We start from the raw sequence: 25,320 nt of genomic DNA, 5'->3' as shown, positions 1-25,320 counted from the left end.
CTCCTTGGCTGCACTCAATGCCCTGGCGTTATGCACAAGGGTGATTGTGTTACGGACCATACCTACCTCACGTTTCATGGGAGCGCCGCTCGTGCGGCGCGGATAAAAGCTGAGAGTCCGGTGGTCCGGTTCATATACCCTAATCGAGTATAAAAATTTTAAGAACTAACTTTTAGGAATATGGATAGACGATTCCCTGGCTCCCTGCTCCTGGTTACGCCAGTTGGGACGGGGCTCTGCGGCGTGCAGTACCTCCCTCGGGGCAGGGTTGAGATAGAGCCTGGGGGCACCTACCTTGAGCACTCGCGCCGGTGCCCAGCGCGAATTGTTGCCCACGCGGTCGATCACGCAGTAGGTGACTTCCAGCTTGGCGTCTTCGCCAGCCTCCTGGATGATGTGGGGGGGCACGAACACGCTGACGGGTTTGTCGATATCCACTTTGCGCAGTTTGGGCAAATCCAGGCGTACACCCCCCCAGAGCAGGGTGATGGCGTCATTGTTGGCCATGTTGCGATAGGGTTCGATACTCACCGGGACACCGCGTTTCATCTGGCTTGGGTTAACCCCGTAGCGCTGGATGGGCTGCGGAATTACAAGCGGGGCCAGGCCCTGGTTTTCGTCGCCAATGGCTTCGCCGCCAGGGCAGTCAAGTTTGACCAATATTTTAAGTTGCGCAGAAAGAACCGGGCTGCTGCCGATATGCATTACCCGGTAGTAAAGGCGCGCCGTACCATTTTGAATAAAACTCTCTGGCACTCTTAACATGACAGGCTGGCCAATACCGGCTTTGAAAATCTGCCGCGAGGCGACATAGCAACCATCCCAGAACAACTCGACAAGGTCACCTTCTTCCATGTTCTTGTAAGGGTTTATTGTAATAAGCAAGTGCTCGGCCGCGCGCGCGCACACAGTATGCCTTGCGGAGTTTGAAAGTACGGGCGGAGGGAGTTTGTTGAAACATGAGGTAAAGGGCATATTTAAAGATTCCTTTCCAGTATGTAAGGGAACGGTACACGTCTGCGCAGACCGGCCCTCGCTTTCAGCACCGAGTACTGGCCGCACATGGTTAACGCGATAAATATTTGCTTTTTGACAAGTGGCTGGGCTCGATTATTTTTATTAGATAAGAGTCTGTGGGTATGAGTGTCAAGGGCGAACAGAAGTAATATAAATGTCTCTGAATTATTCAGAATGTTCCTACTGAAAGAGTACTTTAAAGTTGCATGACAAGTAGTTCTGGCGATGAGCGATGAGTCATCAGTCTAAGTTTACAGGCTGTTTAATGGTCCTCTCTCACCAGGCCTTTGCACGCGCCCAATCACTCGGGACCTCAGCCAGCATGATTTTTTTGCGTTTTTGCCATTTATTTCACACTCCGTCTGCATAATCGCCATGCACGAGGCAGCTGGTCAGCCCGCTTTGTGATATTTAGATCTGGCCCAACATTTCGGAAGCCCACTCAAATGGCAACAAACCCACAGTTGATACCGCCTGTTCCCCGGTCCTCACGTTTCAGCATGCGCTGGTATTCCTGGGTATTACTGGTGGGGGTATTGGTCTACGGGCTCGCGTGGATCATGCATTGGGATGACCGCGGTGCGTTGTGGGTACTGGAGCGGTTTGAGAGCCCGTCCGAGCAGAACGAAAGCATATGGCTACCTGACTACAGGGCGGTGATTGATGCCAAGGTGTTGCCGGGAATGGAAAAGGACGAGGCATCGGACCTGGCCTATAACCCGCTGACCAAAACACTGTTCTCGGTGATGGGTAAAAACCCTTTTCTCGTGGAACTGACTCTGGATGGCGACGTACTGCGCAAAATCCCGCTGGTGGGCTGGAGCAACCCGGAGGGCCTGACAGTCATGGAGAACGGCCTGCTGGCCATTGTCGATGAGCGTGAGCATATGCTGAGCATCATCAACATCGACGCGGACACCAAGTCCCTGAATATTGCCGACTTCCCCAAGTACGACCTTGGGCCTTCGAAAAACCAGAACAAGGCCTTCGAAGCCATTGCCTGGGACCCTCGCCGCCAACAACTGCTGCTGGGTGAAGAGCGTCCGCCGCAGTTGTTTGTATGGAAGAGCGACGGTAGCCAGGTGCTAACCGGCAGCAAGCAGAAAGTGCCAAGCGATGAGCTGGATCTACGCAACCTGTCGGCCCTGAGCATCGATCCGCGTACAGGCCATACACTCGTTCTGTCGGCCGATTCGCACATGCTGCTGGAGCTCGATGAGCTGGGTGAGCAGGTCAGCTTCATCACCTTGCTCGGTGGCTTCAATGGCCTGAAGAACACCATTCCCCGGGCCGAAGGTGTCGCGATTGATGAACACGGCACGCTGTATATGGTGAGCGAACCGAACCTGTTTTATCGCTTCGAGAAGGTGGCCAAATAAATCCCGCGCTCGCGCAAGACATGTTGCCCGTTGAGGTTTAAGGTTCAATTCAGACAGCCGTGGTATTTCATTGGCCTGATCTGTTTAGAGTTCGACCCATGCGCCGTGTCAACCGCACTACCGTTTTTACTCTCTGTATAACGCTGGTGGCCTTGCTGGCCGCCGGCTTTGCCGCGCAACATTTTCGCCTGTTTGAACGGACCTGGTTCCAGATCAGCCAGATGTGGCACCCCGCCAATCCTGATGCAATCAACCTGGGAGACTACCGCGCCGTAATGCAGGGCAAGGTCATCGAAGGGCTTGAGGATGATGTCTCGGCACTGACCTTCGATCCATTGCGTAAGAGCCTGTTTACCGTGACCAACAAGAAAGCCGAGCTGATCGAGCTGTCCCTTGATGGCCGGGTCTTGCGCCGCATTGCACTGGTCGGGTTCGGCGATGCCGAGGCAGTCGAATTTATTGGCGAGAATACCTACGTCATTACCGATGAACGTCAACAGCGCCTGATCAAGGTCAAGGTCGACGACAACACCCGGGTTCTTGATGCCCGGGATGCCGAGCAATTGACGCTGGGGATCAATCAGTCGGGCAACAAGGGCTTTGAAGGTTTGGCTTATGACTCGGTGGGCAAGCGCCTGTTTGTAGCCAAGGAGCGCGACCCCATGCTGATTTATGAAGTGCGCGGCTTCCCTCAAGCTAACCCCCAGCAACCTTATGCCACCCATGTTGTGAGCAATCCGCGACGGGATGCACGGTTGTTTGTAAGGGATTTGTCGAGCTTGCAGTTTGACGAACGCACCGGGCATTTGCTGGCACTGTCAGATGAGTCGAAATTGCTGCTTGAACTGGGTCTGGACGGGCAACCGATCAGCACACTGTCGCTGAAGAAGGGCAAGCACGGTCTGACCCGCTCAGTGCCACAGGCAGAAGGCGTCGCGATGGACGATGAAGGGACTATCTATGTGGTGAGCGAGCCGAATCTGTTTTACGTGTTCAAAAAACCGGCTTTGTAGATGAGAAATGGCCGATCATTTTCTCTTGTGGGAGCGAGCCTGCTCGCGAAGTTCGTTCGCGAGCAGGCTCGCTCCCACAGTTGAAATTTTCCTGCTGACGCAGTTACTTGCTCAGGGTTTTCACGCCCTCAGGCGTGCCCAGCAACAGCAGGTCGGCCGGGCGGGCGGCGAACAGACCGTTGGTCACAACACCGACGATGGCGTTGATCTGACGCTCCAGCTCAACCGGGTTGGTGATCTGCATGTTGAACACGTCAATGATGATATTGCCGTTGTCCGTAACCACACCTTCGCGGTACACCGGATCGCCGCCCAGTTTTACCAGCTCGCGGGCCACGTGGCTGCGGGCCATCGGAATAACTTCAACTGGCAGCGGGAACGCGCCCAGCACCGGAACCAGCTTGCTAGCATCGGCGATGCAGATAAAGGTCTTGGCCACGGCGGCGACGATTTTTTCGCGGGTCAGGGCTGCGCCACCGCCCTTGATCAGGTTGAGGTTTTCGTCACTTTCATCGGCGCCATCAACGTAGAACTCAAGATCACTGACCGTGTTCAGTTCGTACACCGGAATGCCGTGGCCCTTGAGACGCGCGGCGGTGGCTTCGGAGCTCGCAACCGCGCCGTCGAATGCGCCCTTGTGCTGGGCCAGGGCATCGATAAAGCAGTTGGCAGTGGAGCCGGTACCGACCCCGACGATGCTCTTGTCATCCAGTTTTGGAAGGATGAAGTCGACAGCAGCCTGGGCTACGGCCTGTTTGAGTTGATCCTGGGTCATGCGGGCTCCGGGGCGGGAAGGGGGAAAAAGAAAGGAGCTGAGTATAACCCAAGGCTTTAAAACCTTTGGATTCGTATGGTCGCCTGCGCAAACGCTGGGGTAGACTCCTTGGTCCCTGCCAACCCGCCCAGTGAAGCTTTCCGATGCTCGAACAGTACGTTAAGAAGATCCTCACCTCGCGCGTTTATGACGTTGCCGTAGAAACCCCACTGCAAGCTGCCAACCAGCTTACCCAGCGGTTGGGCAACCAGATTTTGCTCAAGCGCGAAGATTTGCAGCCGGTGTACTCGTTCAAGATTCGTGGCGCTTACAACAAACTGATGCACCTGACCGACGCCGAGCGCGCGTGCGGCGTGGTGACGGCGTCAGCGGGCAATCACGCCCAGGGCCTGGCCCTGGCGGCCAAGGTGCTGGGGGTCAAAGCGACCATCGTGATGCCCAAGACCACCCCCGAGATCAAGGTCGAAGGCGTGCGCTCCCGTGGTGGCATTGTGGTGCTGCATGGCGACACGTTCCCCGAGGCGCTGGCCTACTCGCTGCAACTGGTCGAGAAAGAAGGCTACGTCTACGTTCACCCCTACGATGACCCGCACACCATTGCCGGGCAGGGCACCGTGGCGATGGAAATTCTGCGCCAGCACCCGGCACCGCTGGATGCGATCTTCGTACCGGTCGGCGGCGGCGGGCTGATTGCCGGTATTGCGGCGTATGTGAAGTACCTGCGCCCGGACATCAAGATCATTGGTGTCGAGCCCGATGACTCCAACTGCCTGCAAGCCGCGATGGCGGCGGGCGAGCGCGTGGTGCTGCCAACCGTGGGGATTTTCGCCGACGGCGTGGCGGTGGCGCAGATTGGCCAGCACACGTTCGATATCTGCAAGGACTATGTGGATGAAGTGATCACCGTCAGCACTGACGAGATCTGCGCAGCCATCAAGGATATCTTCGACGATACCCGCTCGATCACCGAACCTGCCGGTGCGCTGGGCGTGGCCGGAATCAAGAAGTACGTCGAGCAGCGCGGCGTGCGCGGCCAGACCCTGGTGGCAATCGACTCCGGTGCCAACGTCAACTTTGACCGACTGCGTCATGTGGCCGAGCGGGCCGAGCTGGGTGAAGGCCGTGAAGCCATCATTGCGGTGACCATTCCTGAGGTCCCGGGTAGCTTCAAGGCGTTCTGCCAGGCCGTGGGCAAGCGTCAGATCACCGAGTTCAACTACCGCTACCACACTGGCAGCGAAGCGCACATTTTCGTTGGCGTGCAGACCCACCCCGAGAACGATCCCCGCAGCGCGCTGCTGGCCAGTCTGACTGAGCAGGGCTTCCCGGTGGTCGACCTGACCGAGAACGAGCTGGCCAAGTTGCATATCCGTCATATGGTTGGCGGCCATGCTGCGAAGGTCAGCGATGAGCTGCTGTTCCGTTTCGAGTTCCCGGAGCGGCCGGGGGCGCTGTTCAACTTCCTCAACAAGCTGGGCGGGCGCTGGAACATCTCGATGTTCCATTACCGCAACCACGGCGCGGCGGATGGCCGGGTCATGGCCGGCCTGCAGGTACCGGCGGACGAGCGCCATCTGGTGCCGGCGGCGCTGGAAGAAATCGGCTACCCGTACTGGGATGAGAGCGATAACCCTGCCTACCAGCTGTTTCTTGGCTGATAGGCGCTACGCTGATTGAACGGCTCAAGGGATTAATCAAATGGAAACGTTCACAGCGTTAAAACTGCTGCATGGCGTGTCGACACTGCTGCTGTTTGTCAGCGCCATTGCCTTGCTGGTTGTGGTAATTCGCCGCTGGCGGGCAGGGGATAAAAACCTGTCAGGCGGAGTGGTGCAGCGGCCCTGGAGTTATGTTTGGGCGCTGATGGGCCTGTGTCTGCTGGCGTTGCCCGTCAGTGGCTGGTTTCTGGTGCATCTGGCCGGTTGGCCGTTGAGCCAGATATGGCTGCTGGCGGGCAGTTGTTTGTACCTGCTCGGCAGCCTGAGCTGGCTGTGGCTGGTGGTGCGCCTTAACCGTCTGCGCTTGGGGCGAATGGCCAGATACCCGTGGTTTACCCTGGTGCTGGCCATTTTTTGTGCAGTCTGCTTTATCGCCATCGCGGGATTGATGGGCGCCAAGCCGGTTTAAGCACACGTGCTTGTGTGGGAGCGGGCTTGCTCGCGATGGCATCACTGCGGTCTTGCAGAAAAACCGCGGCGATCTTATCGCGAGCAAGCCCGCTCCCACAGGTTGTGTGTCAGTCGCGCAGCGAGATGACTTCCCAGCCACGCTTGATGGCCTCCGCCCGCAAGTTCGGATCCGGGTCTACCGCCACCGGATGATCAACCTGCTCCAGCAGCGGCAAGTCGTTCATCGAGTCGCTGTAGAAGTAGCTGTCTTCCAGGCTGTAGCCGTTTTCTTCGATCCAGCGGTTCAGGCGTGTCACTTTGCCTTCACGGAAGCACGGTACGTCTGTGCTGCGACCGGTGTAACGGCCATCGATGATTTCGCATTCGGTGGCAATCAAATGTTCCACGCCGAGTTTTTCGGCAATGGGGGCCGTGATCACGCGGTTGGTGGCAGTGATGATCACCAGGGTGTCGCCGGCTTCACGGTGTTTGGCCAGCAGGGCATGGGCCTTGGGCAGCATCAGGCCATCAATGCAGTCGCGCATGAATTCGCGGTGCCATTGATCCAGTTGCGCCATGTCATGGCGGCCAAAGATTTCCATGCTGAAATTAAGGTAGGCGGCGTTGTCCAGCTTGCCGGCCAGGTAGTCCTGATAGAACGCGTCGTTGCGCGCCTTGTAGGCGTCTCCGTCGAGAATGCCCCGGCGGCACAGGTAATCGCCCCAGGCGTGATCGCTGTCACCGCCCAGGAGGGTGTTGTCCAAGTCGAATAAAGCCAGACGCATTGAGGTTACCCGTTGAGTTGCCTGAGAAAAGGCCACAAGAATACGGTCTTTTAACAAGAGTGCACATAAGGCAGGAAGGCGCGTTGCTGCTTTCACAACCTTTGTGGAACAATGCGGCGACATGCGTTTGCGAGGTTGTTGCCGTGATCGACCCCGATGGTTTCCGCCCTAATGTCGGGATTATTCTGACAAATGACGCTGGTCAGGTACTTTGGGCTCGCCGTATCAATCAAGACGCCTGGCAGTTTCCACAGGGTGGCATCAACCCTGACGAAACGCCGGAAGACGCCTTGTACCGTGAGCTGAACGAAGAAGTTGGCCTTGAACGCGAAGATGTAGAAATACTCGCCTGCACGCGAGGCTGGTTGCGTTATCGTTTGCCGCAACGCCTGGTACGTACCCACAGCCAACCGCTGTGCATCGGCCAGAAGCAAAAGTGGTTTTTGCTGCGCCTGGTCTCCAACGAGCAACGGGTGCGGATGGATTTGACCGGTAAACCGGAGTTCGATGGCTGGCGTTGGGTCAGTTATTGGTACCCGTTGGGCCAGGTGGTGACATTCAAGCGCGAGGTCTACCGTCGCGCTCTCAAAGAGCTTGCCCCGCGCCTTTTAACGCGCGCCTGACACGGAGTTCGACCCCGAGCCATGCTCAATACGCTGCGCAAGATCGTCCAGGAAGTTAACTCCGCCAAGGATCTCAAGGCGGCGTTGGGGATTATTGTGTTGCGCGTCAAAGAGGCCATGAGCAGCCAGGTCTGCTCGGTCTATTTGCTTGATCCAGAGACCAACCGCTTTGTCCTGATGGCCACCGAGGGCTTGAACAAGCGCTCGATCGGCAAAGTCAGCATGGCGCCCAACGAAGGCCTTGTGGGCCTTGTGGGCACCCGTGAAGAGCCTCTGAACCTCGAAAACGCCGCCGATCACCCGCGCTATCGCTACTTTGCCGAAACCGGTGAGGAGCGCTATGCCTCCTTCCTGGGTGCGCCGATCATCCACCACCGGCGCGTGGTCGGGGTCCTGGTCATTCAGCAAAAGGAGCGCCGTCAGTTCGACGAAGGTGAAGAAGCCTTCCTGGTGACCATGAGCGCCCAGTTGGCCGGGGTTATTGCCCACGCCGAAGCCACGGGTTCGATTCGTGGCCTGGGCCGTCAGGGCAAGGGCATCCAGGAAGCCAAGTTCGTCGGCGTACCGGGTTCGCCGGGCGCTGCCGTGGGTACCGCCGTGGTGATGCTGCCACCCGCGGATCTGGATGTGGTGCCCGACAAGACCATCACCGATATCCCCGCCGAAATTGCGTTGTTCAAGACCGCCCTGGAAGGCGTGCGCAACGATATGCGCGCGGTGTCCAAGAAACTCGCCACCCAGTTGCGCCCCGAAGAACAGGCATTGTTCGACGTGTACCTGATGATGCTCGACGATGCGTCGCTGGGCAGCGAAGTCAAAAATGTCATCAAGACCGGTCAATGGGCCCAGGGCGCGCTGCGCCAGGTCGTGACCGATCACGTCAACCGTTTCGAACTGATGGACGACGACTACCTGCGTGAGCGGGCGTCGGATGTGCGTGACCTTGGCCGTCGTCTGCTGGCCTATTTGCAGCATGATCGCCAGCAAACCATGGTCTACCCGGACAACACCATTCTGGTCAGCGAAGAGCTGACGGCCACCATGCTCGGTGAAGTGCCCGAAGGCAAGCTGGCAGGCCTGGTGTCGGTACTGGGTTCGGGCAACTCCCACGTTGCCATCCTGGCCCGCGCCATGGGTATCCCGACGGCGATGGGCGTGGTCGACCTGCCGTACTCCAGGGTCGACGGCATCCAGATGATCGTCGACGGCTACCACGGCGAGGTCTATACCAACCCCAGCGAAGTGCTGCGCAAGCAATACGCCGAGGTGGTCGAGGAAGAGCGCCAGCTGTCCCTGGGGCTTGATGCCCTGCGCGAGCTACCCTGCATCACCCCTGACGGGCATCGCATGCCGCTGTGGGTCAATACCGGCCTGCTGGCCGATGTGGCGCGAGCACAACAGCGTGGCGCTGAAGGCGTAGGTCTGTACCGCACCGAAGTGCCGTTCATGATCAACCAGCGCTTTCCCAGCGAAAAGGAGCAGCTGGCGATTTATCGCGAGCAATTATCTGCCTTCCATCCGCAACCGGTGACCATGCGCAGCCTGGACATCGGCGGCGACAAGTCACTGTCTTACTTCCCGATCAAGGAAGAAAACCCGTTCCTGGGCTGGCGCGGGATTCGCGTGACCCTCGACCACCCTGAAATCTTTCTGGTGCAGGCCCGGGCCATGCTCAAGGCCAGTGAAGGCCTGAACAACCTGCGTATCTTGCTGCCGATGATCTCGGGCACCCACGAACTCGAAGAAGCCCTGCACCTGCTGCACCGCGCCTGGGGTGAAGTGCGCGACGAAGGCACCGACGTGCCGATGCCGCCTATTGGGGTGATGATCGAAATCCCGGCTGCGGTTTATCAGACCAAGGAGCTGGCCCGTCAGGTCGACTTTCTGTCGGTGGGTTCCAACGATTTGACCCAGTATCTGCTCGCTGTGGACCGCAACAACCCACGCGTGGCGGACTTGTACGACTATCTGCACCCGGCGGTGCTGCAGGCCCTGCAGTCGGTGGTGCGTGACGCCCATGCCGAAGGCAAGCCGGCGAGCATCTGTGGAGAAATGGCCGGTGACCCGGCGGCGGCGATCTTGTTGATGGCGATGGGCTTTGACAGCCTGTCGATGAACGCCACCAACTTGCCGAAAGTGAAATGGATGCTGCGTCAGGTCAGCCTGAGTCGCGCCAAGGAACTGCTGGCCGAAGTGATGACCATCGACAACCCGCAGGTCATTCGCAGCACCATTCAACTGGCGCTGAAAAACATGGGCCTGACCCGCATGATGAACCCGGCGGCGATCAAGCCTTACTGAAAAGCGCCCTCACCCTAACCCACTCCCGGAGGGAGAGGGTTGGGGTGAGGGCTAGCGTCACACCGCCAGCCTTACCTCTCCCAACCGCCCCCCATGCGGCCCGAAGCTGTGTTCCACCATCACCCTTGACCCGTCTGCATTCACAATAAGCGCGGTGCTGGCACGGGTGCCATAGCTGGGGCTGGTGATAAACACACTCGACAGCAGACTCTCCGTGGCCAGACCTACGCCGGTGTCCGGCAGTTCGCTGAACGGGGCCGTCTGCGGGTCCTTGAGCAACGCCAGCAGCGCTTGTGGCTGCGGGTTGTCCAGCACCTCGGCCAGCGCGGCCTTGGCTTTGAGCAGTTTGGGCCACGGCGTATCCAGCCCGCCGTTGGACAAACCATAAATCCCCGCGCTCAGCGGTTGCGGCGCCAGGTCCCCGGAATTGAAATGCCAGAGCTGATCTGCGGTGCCCAACAGCAGATTAAAACCGGCATAGTCGACAGAACGTCGGCCTACCTGGGTGAAATACTCGGCAATTGACTGGTGGCCGGTGAGAAAGTCTGCCACCAGCTCGCCCCGTGAGCGCCGTGAAGGCGGCTTGTGCGGTTCGCGGATATTGGTCAGGGCCGCAAAGCGTCCATCGGCGCCGATGCCCAGCCAGGTTCCTCCCGCTTCAAGGTCGCGCCCGGCATATACCTGTGGCGCATTGGCCCACTGCGCCAGGGGTTTGGCGGGGCGGGCATAGAATTCATCGCGGTTGGCCGCAACGACCAAAGGCTGTGCATGGCCGGGGCGCCAGGCGAAGACAATCAGACACATGGGCAGTCCTTAATGTTTTTTTAACCACACTACTTATAGATTGCTCGGGCGGCTCGCGCCATACCGTGCAGCGCAGTGGAGCCAAAGCCCTTGCTCCGTTACCATGCGGATCAAATTTGGGGGGGGCGTCATGGAATTTCTGCTCTATCTGGTACTGGGAGGTTTTGCGGGGGGTGCTGGCCGGGCTGTTCGGGGTCGGCGGCGGGTTGATCATCGTGCCGGTGCTGGTGTTCAGCTTCACCTTGCAGGGTTTTGACAGCGAGGTGCTGACCCATCTGGCCGTTGGCACGTCACTGGCCACGATCATTTTTACCTCGATCAACTCGATTCGCGAGCACCATCGAAAAGGCGCCGTGCGCTGGCCTCTGGTGCTCTGGATGACGCTGGGCATCCTGATCGGTGCGGGCATCGGTGCGTTAACCGCAGAAGCCATTGCCGGCCCCCACTTGCAGAAAATCATCGGTGTGTTCGCCGTGGTGATCGCCATTCAGATGGCCCTGGGCTTGCAACCCAAGGCCACTGGCACGGTACCTGGCAAGGTCGGGCTGACCCTGGCCGGTACGGTGATTGGCTGGGCTTCGGCGATTTTCGGCATCGGCGGCGGCTCGCTGACCGTACCATTTCTGAGCTGGCGTAGCGTGCCGATGCAGCAGGCCGTGGCCACGTCGTCAGCCTGCGGGCTGCCGATTGCACTGGCAGGTGCAGCAAGTTTCATGATCATTGGCTGGCACAACCCCGACCTGCCCGCGCATAGTCTCGGTTTTGTCTACCTGCCCGCGCTGCTCGGGATCGCCCTGACCAGCATGTTTTTCGCCCGTTTCGGTGCGCGACTGGCCCACAAGCTCTCGCCACGCCTGCTGAAACGGCTGTTTGCCGCACTGTTGTTCTGTGTCGGCTTGAGTTTCCTGATCTAACAAGGAGTCGCAATGCTGCCTTACCCGCAGATTGATCCGGTGGCACTGGCCATCGGCCCGCTGAAAATCCATTGGTACGGCTTGATGTACCTGATCGGCATTGGCGCTGCCTGGCTGATCCTGTCACGCCGCCTCAACCGCTTCGACCCGACCTGGACCAAGGAGAAACTCTCCGACCTGGTGTTCTGGGTGGCCATGGGCGTGATTGTCGGCGGGCGCCTGGGCTATGTGCTGTTTTACGACCTGAGCGCCTATATCGCCAACCCGCTGCTGATTTTTGAAGTGTGGAAAGGCGGCATGGCGTTCCACGGCGGCCTGATCGGCGTGATGCTGGCGGTGTGGGGTTTTGGCAAGCGCAACGGCAAGTCATTCTTCCAGATCATGGACTTTATCGCCCCTGTAGTGCCCATTGGCCTGGGTGCAGGGCGCATCGGCAACTTTATCAACGCCGAACTGTGGGGCAAGGCCAGCGATGTGCCGTGGGCGATGATCTTCCCTACCGACCCACAACAACTGGCGCGTCATCCGTCGCAGCTTTACCAGTTCGCCCTCGAAGGTGTGGCACTCTTCCTGATTCTTTGGCTGTACTCGCGCAAACCCCGTCCAACCATGGCGGTTTCCGGGATGTTCGCCCTGTTCTACGGCATCTTCCGCTTTATCGTCGAATTCGTCCGTGTGCCGGATGCCCAATTGGGTTATCTCGCGTTCGGCTGGGTGACGATGGGGCAAATTCTCTGTATCCCGATGATCGCGGGCGGCCTGTTCCTGATCTGGTGGGCTTACCACCGCGATCCAGCGGCTCAAAAAGCTGCGTAATACATTCGGATGGCGGGGCTTATAGAGCCCCGCATTCAAACGGTAGGAAAACCATGAAGCAATATCTCGACCTCGTTGCCAACGTCATTAAAAACGGCACCCTGCAAGCCAACCGTACCGGCGTAAAAACCATCAGTCTGCCCGGCGCCATGCTGCGCTATGACCTCAAGGAAGGCTTCCCGGCCATCACCACCCGGCGCATGGCGTTCAAATCGGCCATTGGCGAGATGTGCGGTTTCTTGCGCCCGGTCAATAGCGCTGCAGACTTCCGCGCACTGGGTTGCAAGGTGTGGGACCAGAACGCCAACGAAAACGCCCAGTGGCTGGCCAACCCGTTCCGTCAGGGCGAAGACGACCTTGGCGAGATCTATGGTGTGCAATGGCGCAAATGGCCGGCCTACAAGCAAGTTGATCGCAGCAATGTGGCCGCTATCGAGCTATGCCTGAGCCAGGGCTATCGTCAGATTGCCGAAGGCGAAGAAGACGGCCAGGCCTATGTGGTGCTGTACAAGGCCATCGACCAGGTACGCCAGTGCGTCGACACCATCATCAATGACCCGGGCAGCCGCCGTATCCTGTTCCACGGCTGGAACTGCGCCCAGCTCGACGAAATGGCCCTGCCACCGTGCCACCTGCTGTACCAGTTCCACCCGAATGTCGAGACCAGGGAGATTTCCCTGACCCTCTACATCCGCTCCAACGACCTGGGCCTGGGGACACCGTTCAACCTGACCGAAGGCGCTGCGCTGCTGAGCCTGATCGGCCGCCTGACCGGCTATACACCACGCTGGTTCACCTACTTTATCGGCGATGCCCACGTGTACGAAAACCACCTGGACATGCTTAACGAGCAGCTAACCCGCGAGCCGTTCCCGATGCCCAAACTGGTAATCTCGGACCGCGTACCGGAATTCGCCAAGACCGGCGTGTACCAGCCGGAGTGGCTGGGCATGATCGAGCCGGGCGACTTCAGCCTCGAAGGCTACCAGCACCACGCACCAATGACCGCGCCGATGGCGGTGTAATGCCAAAGCCTGTGGCCGTTGCCACAGGCTGTTTCAATTGCCAGGCCCGGACTAACGAACGCGGCTCTCGAAGCGGCTAACGCCCGTCAGCTCCAGCACCAGCTCATCGCCCACATTCAGTGGGCCGACGCCCACCGGTGTGCCAGTCATGATCACATCACCGGCTTGTAGCGAGAAGCACGCAGCCATGTGCTGGATCATCGGTACGATCGGGTTGAGCATCAGGGCGCTATTTCCGTCCTGACGCACTTCGCCATTGATGGTCAAACGAATGCCGATATCGGCCAGGTCAGCAAAAGTGCTGCTCTGTACGAAAGGAGCCAGCACACAGGCGCCATCGAACGACTTGGCAATTTCCCACGGCAGGCCTTTGCCTTTGAGCTCGGCCTGTTTGTCGCGCAGGGTCAGGTCCAGGCCAGGGGCAAAACCGGAGATCGCATCCAGCACTTCTTCGGCGCTCGGGTTGTTCGACAGGGGCTTGCCGATCAGTACCGAAATTTCGGCTTCGTAATGCACCGAACCGCGCTCGGTGGGGATCGCAAAGCCGCCTTCCAGTGGCACGACACAACTGCCCGGTTTGATGAAGAGCAGGGGCTCGGTCGGGATCGGGTTGTCCAGCTCTTTGGCGTGCTCGGCATAGTTGCGGCCGATGCACACCACTTTACCGATGGGAAAGTGGATCCGGGTACCGTCGACATACTGGTGCTGATAGCTCATTGACCGACTCCGCTATTAAATACAGTTAACTTTAAACCGCAAAAATCTTGCCGGGGTTCATGATGCCTTTAGGGTCGAACACGGCCTTGAGCGCTTTCATGTACTCGATCTCAACCGGCGAACGGCTGTAGGTCAGGTAGTCACGCTTGGTCATACCCACGCCATGCTCGGCAGAGATCGAGCCGTTGTATTTCTCAACGGTTTCAAACACCCACTTGTTCACCGTCGCGCACTTGGCGAAGAACTCATCCTTGCTCAGGTTTTCAGGCTTGAGGATGTTTAAATGCAGGTTGCCGTCGCCAATGTGGCCGAACCAGACAATTTCGAAATCCGGGTAGTGTTCGCCGACGATCGCGTCAATTTCTTTCAAAAATGCCGGGACTTTCGACACGGTGACCGAAATATCGTTTTTGTATGGCGTCCAGTGGGAAATGGTCTCCGAGATGTACTCGCGCAGTTTCCACAGGTTCTGCAGTTGGGTTTCGCTCTGGCTCATCACGCCATCAAGTACCCAGCCTTCTTCCATGCAGTGCTCGAAGGTTTCCAGTGCCGCATTGGCAACCTCTTCAGTGGTCGCCTCGAATTCCAGCAGCGCATAGAACGGACAGTCGGTTTCAAACGGGGAAGGCACGTCGCCACGACCCATGACCTTGGCCAGCGCCTTGTCGGAGAAGAACTCGAAAGCCGTCAGATCGAGCTTGTTCTGGAAGGCGTGCAGTACCGGCATGATCGAATCGAAATCTGCCGTGCCCAACACCATCGCCGTCAGATTTTTCGGCGCACGGTCCAGGCGCATGGTGGCTTCCACCACAAAGCCCAGGGTGCCTTCGGCACCGATAAACAGCTGGCGCATGTCATAGCCGGTGGCGTTCTTGATCAGGTCCTTGTTGAGCTCCAGCACATCGCCCTTGCCGGTGACCACTTTCATGCCGGCCACCCAGTTACGGGTCATGCCGTAGCGAATCACCTTGATTCCGCCGGCATTGGTGCCGATATTGCCGCCAATCTGGCTGGAGCCAGCCGAAGCGAAGTCCACCGGATAGTACAGGCCGTTTTCTTCGGCCAGGTTCTGCAGATGCTCGGTGACCACCCCAGGCTGGCAGACCACGGTGCGGTCGGTCAGGTTGATGTCCAGCACCTGATTCATGTAGTCGAACGACACCACTACTTCGCCATTGGCGGCCACTGCAGCAGCGGACAGGCCGGTACGGCCACCCGACGGCACCAGTGCCACGTCATGGGCGTTGGCCCACAGCACGATGGCCTGCACCTGCTCGGTGGTTTTCGGGAACACAATGGCCAACGGGGCGGGAGCGAAATGCTTGGTCCAGTCCTTGCCGTAAGCATTAAGGGAGTCAGCGTCGGTCAAAACCTTGCCAGGCTCTACCAGGGTCTTCAGCTCATCAATCAAGGCAGGATGGGTCATCAACAGAACTCTCGAACAATTCATGGTCATCCTGAGAACGCTTCACGTCGCAGGAATGGGTGTTTAGCGGGGCGCTTATGCTAGCATACGACCCCCTCGCAGAATCGAGCCACAGGACGATTCTCGGGGCCGGTTTTCACGCCGGCCAGGTCAGCTCTCGCTGTCCATTCCCTGCCATTTTTTCTCTGGGACACAGGTTTACGCAGATGAGCAAGACTTCTCTCGATAAGAGCAAGATCAAGTTCCTTCTTTTGGAAGGCGTCCACCAATCCGCTGTTGAAGTGCTCAAATCCGCCGGGTACACCAGCATTGAGTACATCACCAGTTCCTTGCCTGAAGCCCAGCTGAAGGAAAAGATCGCTGATGCCCACTTTATCGGCATCCGTTCTCGTACCCAGCTGACCGAAGAAGTGTTCGATTGCGCCAAGAAACTGGTCGCTGTTGGTTGTTTCTGCATCGGCACCAACCAGGTCGACCTCAACGCTGCTCGCGAACGCGGTATCGCTGTTTTCAACGCCCCTTACTCCAACACCCGTTCGGTGGCCGAGTTGGTGCTGGCTGAAGCGATCCTGTTGTTGCGTGGCATCCCTGAGAAAAACGCTTCCTGCCACCGTGGCGGCTGGATCAAAAGCGCAGCCAACTCCTTCGAAATCCGCGGCAAAAAGCTGGGTATCGTGGGTTACGGCTCGATCGGTACTCAGCTGTCGGTTCTGGCTGAAGGTCTGGGCATGCAGGTGTTCTTCTACGACACCGTGACCAAGCTGCCATTGGGCAACGCCACCCAGGTCGGCAATCTGCACGAACTGTTGGGCATGTCCGACATCGTCACCTTGCACGTACCGGAAACCGCAGCCACCCAGTGGATGATCGGCGAGAAAGAAATCCGTGCCATTAAAAAGGGCGGCATTCTGATCAACGCCGCTCGCGGCACCGTGGTTGAGCTGGACGCCCTGGCTGACGCAATCAAGGACAAGCACCTGATCGGCGCCGCCATCGACGTGTTCCCGGTTGAGCCGCGCTCCAACGACGACGTGTTCGAAAGCCCGCTGCGTGGCCTGGACAACGTGATCCTGACCCCGCACATCGGCGGTTCTACCGCTGAAGCGCAAGCCAACATCGGTCTGGAAGTGGCAGAAAAACTGGTCAAGTACAGCGACAACGGTACCTCGGTATCGTCCGTGAACTTCCCGGAAGTGGCCCTGCCGGCCCACCCTGGCAAGCACCGTCTGCTGCACATCCACCAGAACATCCCGGGCGTGATGAGCGAGATCAACAAGATCTTCGCCGAAAACGGGATCAACATCTCCGGCCAATTCCTGCAAACCAACGAGAAAGTTGGCTATGTAGTGATCGACGTCGACGCCGAGTCTTCGGACCTGGCGCAAGAGAAGCTGCAGACCATCAACGGCACTATTCGCTGCCGCGTGTTGTTCTAAACGCCTCTCACTAAAAAGGGAGACCCTCGGGTCTCCCTTTTTTATGCGTCGAAAAAGCTTATTTCACATTAACCGTGATTTTTTCCGACACGATGCTTGGCTTGAACGGCACATGAACCTGGTTACCCAGCACCAGTTGCAGGGTGTGCTTGCCAGGTGGCAGGGTGACCTGGGTTTCGGTCTGGGCCTTGCCGAAATGGATATGGTTGGCATCGGCCGGGATCGGTGCGTTCTCGGCCGGCAACTGGTCGACATCGATCAGCAGGTGGTGATGGCCCGCATGCGGCGTGGCCTCGGTGATAGGCGCCAGAGGCATGCCTTCAATACCGAATTTAACGGTGAAAGTTTGATCAACCGTGGCACCGTCTTTAGGTTCGACGATAAACACTTTGGCGCCTTTTGGTGCAGGCTCCGATTCCAGGCCAGCCGCTGTGGCCATGACCGAAGCGCCCATCAATACAGAAGCCAGCGCAACACGAGACAGTAGAGCTTTCATTTTTTTCTCCGGTTTTTTGCAAAATTCTTCGGTGCCTGACAACTTAGAGCCAAACCGTTGTCCAACCCCGCAAGTGACCAACATAAAGCAAAGCGAACGTTAAATGCGATTCGCTTGCATCCCAACCAAAGGAGTGACCATGCGTTTATTGCCGGGCCTGATGCTTTTACTGCCACTGGCGAGCCCTTTTGCTCAGGCCGAACTGATCGACGACATCAACGACCGTGGTGAACTGCGCATAGCCCTGGAAGCCGACATGGCACCGTTCAGCTTCAAGCAGGACGGGCGTCTGACCGGCTTTGACGTTGAACTGGCCGAGTTGCTGGCTCAGGAACTGGAAGTACATTCCTCCATTCTGGTCACCGATAACGCTGACTTGCTGTCAGGGGTTGAGAGCGGCAAATACGATGTCGCGATCAATCATGTGGCTTTGACCCAGGAACTCCAGGATCGGTTCGATTTCAGCGAACCTTACAGCCATCTGCCAGCGCAGACGATTGCCCGGCAAGAGCAGCCGCGCTCACTCAACAGCCTTGCAATGTTTCAAGGCCAGACTTTAGGCGTAGCTCAGGGCAATGGGTTTGTCGAACGTGGGCCATTGGTCACGGTGGCGCAGAAAACGCCGGTCACAGATGAGGAAGTTGCCCTGGTAATCCCCTTCCAGAAAGGCAACCCGGCGTTCCAGGCCAGCCTGGACAAGGCCTTGCAGCGGATCAAGGCAGACGGGAGGCTGGAGGCGTTGTCGCAGAAGTGGTTCGGGATGTCTGCAAGACAGCCCTGAATACCCAATGTGGGAGCAGGCTTGCCCGCGATGGGAGCGACTCGGTAAGTCAGGCATACCGAGTTGTCTGCATCGCGAGCAAGCCCGCTCCCACCGAATACTCAGGGTTAACGAATCGCCTTCACATCCCCGGCCTTCACCTCAGCCGCCTGGTTGCCCCAACTGGTGCGGATGAAATTGACCACATCGGCCACTTCCTGATCCGACAAACGCCAGTCGAAAGCGGGCATGGTGAACGTCGATGGCGCTGTATGCGTTGCAGGCAACGTCCCACCCTTAAGCACGATATGTATCAACGACGTCGGGTCGGCCGACTGCAATACCGGGTTGCCCGCCAGGGCAGGGAACACACGGGTATAGCCGTGACCGTCGGTACGATGGCAAGCCGCACAGTTGTCGATGTACACCGCAGCGCCACGCTTGCTGTCATCACCGTTCCACAGGGCATCCGCCGCTGCCGGGTTGTACTGATGCGGTTTGTCAGCCGGATTCACCGCTGGCAACGACTTCAGGTAACGGGCAATGGCCGTCAGATCAGCGTCGGACATGTACTGCATGCTGTGTACGATCACATCGCTCATGCCGCCAAATACCGCACTGCGATCACTGCGACCGGTCTTGAGGAACTGCACCAGCTGGTCTTCGCTCCAGCTGCCCAGACCGTCCTTGTGATCACCGCGCAGGTTCTTCGCGATCCAGCCTTCCAGCGGTGCACTGCCTGACAGAAATGCCGGGCTATCACTGGCACTCAAGGCTTTTTCCTGCATGGTCAGGGCCCGTGGCGTATGGCATGCACCGCAGTGGCCCAAGCCTTCCACCAGATACGCCCCACGACTAACTACCGCGTCCTGCCCGGCTTGCGGCTTGAAATCTTCAACCGCAGGGGCAAACAGCCAGCGCCAGATCGCCAGCGGCCAGCGCATGCTCAACGGCCACGGGATATCGGCTTCCTGGTTCGCTTGCTCGACAGGTTTAACGCCCTTCATGAAGTAGGCATACAACGCCCGCATATCGGCCTCGTTAACCCGCGCATAGGACGGATACGGCATGGCCGGATACAAGGTGCTGCCGTTCTGCGCAACACCGTGACGCACGGCTTTGTCGAAATCTTCAAAGCTGTAAGTGCCAATGCCGTTTTTGGCTGGCGTGATGTTAGTCGAATAAATGGTGCCGATCGGCGTCTCCATCGCCAGGCCACCGGCGAACGGCTTGCCGCCCTTGGCCGTATGGCACGCCACGCAGTCACCGGCACGGGCGAGATATTCACCTTGTTTGATCAACGCCTGCGGGTCGCTTTCAGCGGCCACCGCCGAAAAGCTGGCGAGCAGGCTCAGGGTTGCGATAACAAGTGCTTTCATGGTCATCGCTCCTTATGCCTGAACCAGTGGGCCGGGGTTCTTCAGATACTGCTCGCGGATTGCCCGCGCCGACCAATAGGTCAATGCAGCCACCAGTCCCGTAGGGTTGTAGCCCAAACCTTGTGGGAAAGCCGATGCACCCGGCACAAACACGTTGTGCACGTCCCAGCTTTGCAGGTAACGGTTCAGTGCACTGGTTTTCGGGTTGGTCCCCATGATCGCTCCACCGTTAAGGTGGGTGGTCTGGTACGACGACGTATTGAAGTGGTCACCCACTTGTTTGCCGATACGCGCAATGGCCTTGGGGTTCATCGCTTCGGCGATCTTGCCCATTTTTTCCATCATGAAACGGTTCATCTTGATGTCGTTTTCTTGCCAGTCGAACGTCATGCGTAGCAACGGCTGGCCGTAGGCATCGCGATACACCGGGTCCAGATCGAGGTAGTTGCCACGGTAGGACTGATGCGCACCGTGGGCGTCCATCGACACTTGGTGAGTGTAGTAATCGGCGGTTGCACGCTTCCACGCGCTGCCCCAGGCCGGCGTACCCGGCGGGTTGGACGTGCCTGCAATCGGCCGGCTACCGGCCTGGTTGACCCACATCGGCGAGCCGCCGACAAAACCGTGCGGCCCGTGGTCGAAGTTGTCGGCGTTGAAATCATCAATTGCCACGCCATTGCCGCCTGCACCGATAAAGTTATTGGTGTGCACGTCTTTGTCGAAGTAGGCCTTGATGGTGCCCATGTTCTGGTAAGCAAAGTTTTTACCGACAACACCTTCGCCGGTTTTCGGGTCATACGGCTTGCCAATGCCCGACAACAACATCAGACGCACATTGTGGAACTGGAACGCGCCCAGGATCACCAGATCGGCCTGCTGCTCGATTTCTCGGCCCAGGGCATCGATATAGGTCACGCCGGTAGCCTTGGTTTTGCTGCTGTCCAGGTTGACCCGGATCACATGGGCATTCGGGCGCAGCTCGAAGTTCGGCAACGGCTTCAGGGCAGGAAGAATGTTTACGTTGGGCGATGCCTTGGAATACATGTAGCAGACATAACCGCTGCAAAAACCGCAGAAGTTGCACGGCCCCATCTGCGCGCCATAGGGGTTGGTGTATGGCCCGGAGGTGTTTGCCGACGGCAGGTTATAAGGCTTGTAGCCAACCTCATTGGCCGCTTTCTGAAACAGCTGTGCGGAGTAGGTGTTCTTCTGCGACACCAACGGAAAGTGGTCCGAACGGTCCGGCGCATAAGGGTTGCCGCCCTTGCCTTCACCGACCCGTTGGCCATTGACGGTCCAGGCCTGACCCGACGTACCAAAAACCTTTTCGGCATAGTCGAAGAACGGCTCCAGCTCTTCGTAGCTGACGCCGAAGTCCTGGATGGTCATGTCCTTGGGGATAAAGTTCTTGCCGTAACGCTCTTCGTAATGGCTGCGCATGCGCAGTTCGATCGGGTCGACCCGAAAGTGCACCCCCGACCAGTGCAAGCCTGCACCGCCCACACCGTTACCCGGCAGGAAAGCACCCAACTGGCGGTTGGGCAGGGCCACGTCATTGACGCTATGGCGAATGGTGACGGTTTCTTTGGAGACGTCCTGGAACAGCTTTTTGCGCACGCTGTAGGTAAGTTCGTCGATGACCTGTGGATAGTTGCCGTCAGGATAGGTGTCCTGCATCGGACCGCGCTCCAGGGCCACAACATTCAGGCCAGCTTCGGTCAGCTCTTTGGCCATGATCGCGCCGGTCCAACCGAAACCAACGATTACTGCATCAACTTTTTTCATAACGGTCGACATGCTCAAGCCCTCTCGCCGCGAATGGAAACTGCCGGGAAGGGGTATTGCTCGTTGCGTTCTACCCAGTCCATGAAATCAGCGCGCGCGCCGGGGAAGCCGATCATGGTCCAGCCGATCATGCCTTTGTTGCCACCGTGAATAGGGTCGCAAAAGAAGCCTTCCTTGGTGTTTTGCAGCAAAAAGCTGAAAAACATCTTGGCCGGGACGCTATCGAATTTAGGCGTGCCGGCTTCCAGCTGTTTGAGCACTTCGTCTCGGGTAGCGCTGTCTAGCCCAGCAAATGTTGAGTTATAGGCTTTTTTGCAGAGCTCCTCCGTGGCAGCAATACCCAGGCGATAGATCTGTTTTGGCACCAGTTTGCTCTGCCAGCCCATTTCCGGCGCAGCGTCGGCATTGAACGGCCCCTGCATAAACCACAGCGCGCCGCTGGCGTAAGGCGTGTTCATCTGACGGTCGATATATTCCGGAACGCCAGCTTCGAGCGCCCCCGGGCCTTGCTCGTCAGCCGGGATCAGACGCGCGACGGCGGCGTTAACGAACGCCCACTCTTCAGCCGTGAAGTACGTTGGTTCATAGGCCGGGCCTGATGCGGCAACAGGCGGCGCAGCGACCGGTGCGGCTTGAGCGTCTGGCGTAGCCATCAGAACGGAACCACCCAGGCCCGTGCTCGCAACAGTGACCACTGGAATCAGGGTCAGGGTTTTGCGCAAAAACTCACGCCGGGGGTTGTCTTGCTCAGACATGCGGGGCACCTCATCAGGCATTCACGGATTACAGCCGCTCATGGGCAGCTTTTCGTTTTGGCAGCGATACGGGTCGAAATCGACCTGAGAAAAAAAACGCAGGCAAAGTTTGGTTACAAATACTAACAGGCCAGGCGACCAGATGAATCGTTTCATGCGTAAATTTGCCGCACCAATAGCATCAGGCCATCACTGGCTGCGCCCTCACGCTTTTTTGACAAATGCCTGACACAGTTTTGATAAGTCATCCCTCAATCTAGCGTTTCAACTTCCAAATTCTTTGTAAATGGTCGAACTGATATGCCCAAAGCCCGGTTTTTTCCTGCTCTGTGCCTGACCTTGCTGGCAGCGTTTTCTGTGCCTCAGGCCCTGGCCGACGAAACAGCCCAGGCCCGGCCTGTACAGTGGGCACAGCCCATTGCCACGCAATACAACCTCTATCAAATGTCCCCGACCCTGTACCGCAGCGCACTGCCTGACAGTGCCGCGCAGCCGCTGCTGGAAAAATTACAGATAACCACCGTCATCAACTTCTTGCCTGATGCCGACAGTTCCTGGCTCAAGACTCCAGGCGTCGCTCAAGTCCAACTGCCTTATCGCACCAACCATGTAGATGACACCGATGTGCTGGCCGCGCTGCGTGCCATCCAGACGGCACAAGCACAGGGCCCTGTATTGATGCACTGCAAGCACGGTTCGGACCGTACCGGGCTGATGGCGGCGATGTATCGCGTGGTCGTGCAGGACTGGAGCAAGGAAGACGCCCTGAAAGAAATGACCCAGGGCGGCTTTGGCGAAAACTCGCACCACAAAGATGGCGAGAGCTACATGATGAAGGCGGATATCCCACAGTTGCGCGCAGCCCTGAGCAGCGGCGCATGCAGTACCAGCCCTTTTGCTTCATGCGTGGTGAAGAACTGGCTCAAGTCCTGAAGATACCTACACGCTCGCGGGCGGCTGGCCCATAAACATCTCGAAAGACTCATGCAGCGGGCGTTCGATGCCCGGTGCATGGAAGGCTTCGCGATAGGCCAAGCCCGTTTGTGGGTCAAACACACCTTGCTGTTCAAACCGTGCAAAAACCTGCTCAGCCATCGCTTCGGCCCATTCATTGACGAAATAAGCGCCATCATGGCCCGAGACGATCGCGTCGAAAGTGTTGGCAGATCGGTCGTTCTGCGCCAACGGTAACGGCTGGAGTTCATTGTGTGCACTGCGCCAGATCTCTTCCACGCTGCGGCCATCGCCCCAGGTGCGGTGCAGTTCAAAATCAAACAGCGCAAGCCCAAGCTCGCGGGCCGTTTCAAGCCAACGCTCGGCACTGCGCGCTTCAAGTACTTGGTCTATCTGCTCATAGGTCAGCTCACTGTCATGCTGGGCATGCCTGGCCAACCAGCGCAGACCGTCCCGTGACCAGCACCACTTTTCAGCGCATTTGCCTGAAAACCCGGACGCCTCAGCATTCAGTACATCCACGCGGGAAAATGCACCGTAGGGACTGCGGGTCAGCAGTTGCTTCATGCAACAACCCAACTCATGGAAAAGCAGGGTTAACTGCTGCGGCGTCAGCAGTGATGGGGAGCCAGGGGATTCGGGTGAGAAGTTGCCATAGAGAATGGCCACCGGGGTGGTCAGGCCCCCTTGCTGATTGATTCTGCGGTTACGTGCCGACTGCATCCAGCACATATTCGGCTTGGATTCACGAAGGTAAGGATCGAGATAAAGATGCCCCACCCGAATACCTGACTCGACCACTTCAAACAAACGAACGTCCGGGTGCCAGGTATCAAACGATACCTGTTCGACCAGATCGACCGCGAAGAGGCGCTTGACGAGTAACACGATGCCTTCAAAAACACGTGTGAACGCAAAATATGATTTCAATTGATCGCCCGCCAGCGGGCTTAGTTGCAGAGCGCGTTTTTGCGCCAGAAACAACAGATCCCATGGTTTGAGTCCGTCGTATTGCATGGCCGACGCCAGGGCATGCAGCTCTGCGGTTTGAGTTGAAAAAAATGCCGACTTGCGTTCAATTCGAGTGCGCAGAAAACTCAGCACCTCATCAACCGAGGTTGCCGTCTTGCCCTGCAGGCTCAGCTCGGCATGGCTGTCATACCCCAGCAGGCGCGCCTTCTGCTGACGCAGCCTGAGCAGATCATGGAGCACCGGGCCATTGCCATATTGCCCGCCTGCGGGGCCCTGCTCGGAAGCCCGCGTGTTGTAGGCCGTGAACAACTCCTCGCGCAGCGCCCTGTTTTCGCATGAGCGCATGATCGCGGTGTAGGTAGCGCGCTCCTGAAGAGTTATCAGCCAGCCTTGCAGGTCGGCGTCCGTGGCAATGTCTGCCAACTGCCCCTTGAGTTCACTCGCAAGCCCCGCAAGCAAGGACTCATCGGTAACCAGCTTGCTCCAGGATTTTCTGGATTGTCGTGCGTTTTCGTAAAAAACCCATTCCTGTCGTGATATCTCGTGGTTGAGCTCGATGAGTTCGCCTCTGCCAGAGGCTGACAGCTCACTCCCAGCCAACCGGTAGTCGCGCAGTATCTTGCCCAATAGAGCCTGCTGCGAGCGATCAAATTGCATGGCTTCAGGGCTTTCTGCCAAAGCCTTGCAGGCCAGATAAAGCTCGCGATTTTGCAAGACTTGCGCCTTGTAATTGTAGGCAGCCAGAAAGCATTGGCCGATGTCTGTTTCCCATGACACTTCTCTTGGTACCTGCCCCAGTGTCGTGATGACGGCAATGGCTTCATCCAGCCGCGCCGTCAGGGCTTCCATCGGCAACACCAGGCCCGACCATGTGGGTTGGGACTGGGCACTGACGATTCGGCTGATTGACTGCAGGTTGTCGGCAACAATGTGTTCGATTGCCGGCTTGAGATGTTCTAGACGTACCTTGCTGTAAAGGGGCAGAAGGGGCGCGCTCAACAGCGGGTTGGTTGGCTCCATGGCAGCATTCCTTGAAAGTTCTGCTTCATTTCGGGCTGAGTATCGGTGGGTTCTCAGCCT

General features: G+C 58.0%; 22 protein-coding genes and 1 pseudogene. 12 read left to right on the top strand and 11 right to left on the bottom strand.

Annotated elements, in window-relative coordinates:
* Positions 1–165 precede the first annotated feature (165 nt).
* On the bottom strand, positions 166–975 hold the full coding sequence (locus tag GHO42_RS17115; RefSeq protein WP_153326270.1) for a hypothetical protein: 810 nt from the start codon (positions 973–975) through the stop codon (positions 166–168).
* A 488-nt stretch (positions 976–1,463) separates the two neighbouring features.
* Between GHO42_RS17115 and GHO42_RS17110 the strand changes: the two genes are divergently transcribed.
* Together GHO42_RS17110 and GHO42_RS17105 are read left to right on the top strand one after the other, a co-directional pair.
* Positions 1,464–2,396, top strand: a complete 933-nt coding sequence (locus tag GHO42_RS17110; RefSeq protein WP_094999655.1) for an SdiA-regulated domain-containing protein — start codon at positions 1,464–1,466, stop codon at positions 2,394–2,396.
* A gap of 98 nt (positions 2,397–2,494) precedes the next feature.
* Positions 2,495–3,409: an SdiA-regulated domain-containing protein gene (locus GHO42_RS17105; protein ID WP_095023162.1), complete on the top strand. Its 915-nt coding sequence runs from the start codon at positions 2,495–2,497 to the stop codon at positions 3,407–3,409.
* A gap of 103 nt (positions 3,410–3,512) precedes the next feature.
* Here GHO42_RS17105 and rpiA read toward each other — a convergent pair whose 3' ends face one another.
* Positions 3,513–4,184, bottom strand: coding sequence for a ribose-5-phosphate isomerase RpiA (gene rpiA, locus GHO42_RS17100; protein WP_048361307.1), 672 nt, complete (start codon positions 4,182–4,184; stop codon positions 3,513–3,515).
* 143 nt (positions 4,185–4,327) lie between these two features.
* On the opposite strand from rpiA, the gene ilvA reads away from it, so the two are divergent.
* Both ilvA and GHO42_RS17090 read left to right on the top strand, forming a co-directional pair.
* Complete coding sequence (ilvA, locus tag GHO42_RS17095; RefSeq protein ID WP_094999653.1) at positions 4,328–5,842, top strand: threonine ammonia-lyase, biosynthetic; 1,515 nt, start codon at positions 4,328–4,330, stop codon at positions 5,840–5,842.
* Positions 5,843–5,882: 40 nt separating this feature from the next.
* Positions 5,883–6,311, top strand: coding sequence for a DUF2269 family protein (locus GHO42_RS17090; RefSeq protein ID WP_095017898.1), 429 nt, complete (start codon positions 5,883–5,885; stop codon positions 6,309–6,311).
* Between the two features lie 109 nt (positions 6,312–6,420).
* Here GHO42_RS17090 and GHO42_RS17085 read toward each other — a convergent pair whose 3' ends face one another.
* Complete coding sequence (locus GHO42_RS17085; RefSeq protein WP_094999651.1) at positions 6,421–7,077, bottom strand: HAD family phosphatase; 657 nt, start codon at positions 7,075–7,077, stop codon at positions 6,421–6,423.
* A 143-nt stretch (positions 7,078–7,220) separates the two neighbouring features.
* On the opposite strand from GHO42_RS17085, the gene GHO42_RS17080 reads away from it, so the two are divergent.
* Both GHO42_RS17080 and ptsP read left to right on the top strand, forming a co-directional pair.
* Positions 7,221–7,700 carry an RNA pyrophosphohydrolase gene (locus tag GHO42_RS17080; RefSeq protein WP_019828104.1) on the top strand — a complete coding sequence of 160 codons (480 nt, stop codon included), beginning with the start codon at positions 7,221–7,223 and terminating at the stop codon, positions 7,698–7,700.
* Between the two features lie 21 nt (positions 7,701–7,721).
* The gene (gene ptsP, locus GHO42_RS17075; protein ID WP_094999650.1) at positions 7,722–10,001 is read left to right on the top strand and encodes a phosphoenolpyruvate--protein phosphotransferase; all 2,280 of its coding nucleotides are present in this window, start codon (positions 7,722–7,724) and stop codon (positions 9,999–10,001) included.
* A gap of 57 nt (positions 10,002–10,058) precedes the next feature.
* On the opposite strand, the gene GHO42_RS17070 is transcribed toward ptsP, so the two are convergent.
* The gene (locus tag GHO42_RS17070) at positions 10,059–10,805 is read right to left on the bottom strand and encodes an NRDE family protein (RefSeq protein ID WP_095017900.1); all 747 of its coding nucleotides are present in this window, start codon (positions 10,803–10,805) and stop codon (positions 10,059–10,061) included.
* Positions 10,806–10,935: 130 nt separating this feature from the next.
* Here GHO42_RS17070 and GHO42_RS17065 point away from each other — a divergent pair.
* From GHO42_RS17065 to GHO42_RS17055, 3 genes and pseudogenes are all read left to right on the top strand, one after another.
* Positions 10,936–11,719, top strand: a pseudogene (locus GHO42_RS17065) (sulfite exporter TauE/SafE family protein).
* Between the two features lie 12 nt (positions 11,720–11,731).
* Complete coding sequence (gene lgt, locus GHO42_RS17060; RefSeq protein ID WP_094999647.1) at positions 11,732–12,535, top strand: prolipoprotein diacylglyceryl transferase; 804 nt, start codon at positions 11,732–11,734, stop codon at positions 12,533–12,535.
* 53 nt (positions 12,536–12,588) lie between these two features.
* Complete coding sequence (locus GHO42_RS17055) at positions 12,589–13,560, top strand: thymidylate synthase (protein ID WP_095020616.1); 972 nt, start codon at positions 12,589–12,591, stop codon at positions 13,558–13,560.
* Positions 13,561–13,611: 51 nt separating this feature from the next.
* Here GHO42_RS17055 and GHO42_RS17050 read toward each other — a convergent pair whose 3' ends face one another.
* Both GHO42_RS17050 and GHO42_RS17045 read right to left on the bottom strand, forming a co-directional pair.
* Positions 13,612–14,277, bottom strand: a complete 666-nt coding sequence (locus GHO42_RS17050; protein ID WP_094999645.1) for a fumarylacetoacetate hydrolase family protein — start codon at positions 14,275–14,277, stop codon at positions 13,612–13,614.
* A 31-nt stretch (positions 14,278–14,308) separates the two neighbouring features.
* On the bottom strand, positions 14,309–15,703 hold the full coding sequence (locus tag GHO42_RS17045; RefSeq protein ID WP_094999644.1) for an FAD-binding oxidoreductase: 1,395 nt from the start codon (positions 15,701–15,703) through the stop codon (positions 14,309–14,311).
* Between the two features lie 206 nt (positions 15,704–15,909).
* On the opposite strand from GHO42_RS17045, the gene serA reads away from it, so the two are divergent.
* The gene (serA, locus tag GHO42_RS17040; protein WP_083369705.1) at positions 15,910–17,139 is read left to right on the top strand and encodes a phosphoglycerate dehydrogenase; all 1,230 of its coding nucleotides are present in this window, start codon (positions 15,910–15,912) and stop codon (positions 17,137–17,139) included.
* A 58-nt stretch (positions 17,140–17,197) separates the two neighbouring features.
* Here the strand turns inward: serA and GHO42_RS17035 are convergent, their stop codons facing one another.
* Positions 17,198–17,635, bottom strand: coding sequence for a DUF4399 domain-containing protein (locus GHO42_RS17035; protein WP_094999643.1), 438 nt, complete (start codon positions 17,633–17,635; stop codon positions 17,198–17,200).
* Positions 17,636–17,774: 139 nt separating this feature from the next.
* On the opposite strand from GHO42_RS17035, the gene GHO42_RS17030 reads away from it, so the two are divergent.
* Positions 17,775–18,416: a transporter substrate-binding domain-containing protein gene (locus tag GHO42_RS17030; protein WP_094999642.1), complete on the top strand. Its 642-nt coding sequence runs from the start codon at positions 17,775–17,777 to the stop codon at positions 18,414–18,416.
* 107 nt (positions 18,417–18,523) lie between these two features.
* Here the strand turns inward: GHO42_RS17030 and GHO42_RS17025 are convergent, their stop codons facing one another.
* Genes GHO42_RS17025 through GHO42_RS17015 form a run of 3 tightly spaced genes read right to left on the bottom strand, consistent with a single transcriptional unit; the run spans position 18,524 to position 22,314 of the window.
* The gene (locus tag GHO42_RS17025) at positions 18,524–19,774 is read right to left on the bottom strand and encodes a cytochrome c (protein WP_153326276.1); all 1,251 of its coding nucleotides are present in this window, start codon (positions 19,772–19,774) and stop codon (positions 18,524–18,526) included.
* Positions 19,775–19,786: 12 nt separating this feature from the next.
* Positions 19,787–21,571 carry a GMC family oxidoreductase gene (locus tag GHO42_RS17020; RefSeq protein ID WP_094999640.1) on the bottom strand — a complete coding sequence of 595 codons (1,785 nt, stop codon included), beginning with the start codon at positions 21,569–21,571 and terminating at the stop codon, positions 19,787–19,789.
* Between the two features lie 2 nt (positions 21,572–21,573).
* The gene (locus tag GHO42_RS17015) at positions 21,574–22,314 is read right to left on the bottom strand and encodes a gluconate 2-dehydrogenase subunit 3 family protein (protein WP_094999975.1); all 741 of its coding nucleotides are present in this window, start codon (positions 22,312–22,314) and stop codon (positions 21,574–21,576) included.
* 300 nt (positions 22,315–22,614) lie between these two features.
* Here GHO42_RS17015 and GHO42_RS17010 point away from each other — a divergent pair, with 300 nt between their 5' ends.
* Positions 22,615–23,247 (top strand): dual specificity protein phosphatase family protein, encoded by a 633-nt coding sequence (locus GHO42_RS17010; protein ID WP_094999639.1) that lies wholly within the window; start codon positions 22,615–22,617, stop codon positions 23,245–23,247.
* 6 nt (positions 23,248–23,253) lie between these two features.
* Here GHO42_RS17010 and GHO42_RS17005 read toward each other — a convergent pair whose 3' ends face one another.
* Positions 23,254–25,260, bottom strand: a complete 2,007-nt coding sequence (locus tag GHO42_RS17005; RefSeq protein WP_153326278.1) for a M3 family metallopeptidase — start codon at positions 25,258–25,260, stop codon at positions 23,254–23,256.
* Positions 25,261–25,320 lie beyond the last annotated feature (60 nt).

This window comes from Pseudomonas sp. FSL R10-0056 (assembly GCF_009600105.1).
GTDB lineage: Bacteria > Pseudomonadota > Gammaproteobacteria > Pseudomonadales > Pseudomonadaceae > Aquipseudomonas > Aquipseudomonas bubulae.
This window is presented reverse-complemented; position numbering and strand designations above follow the sequence as displayed.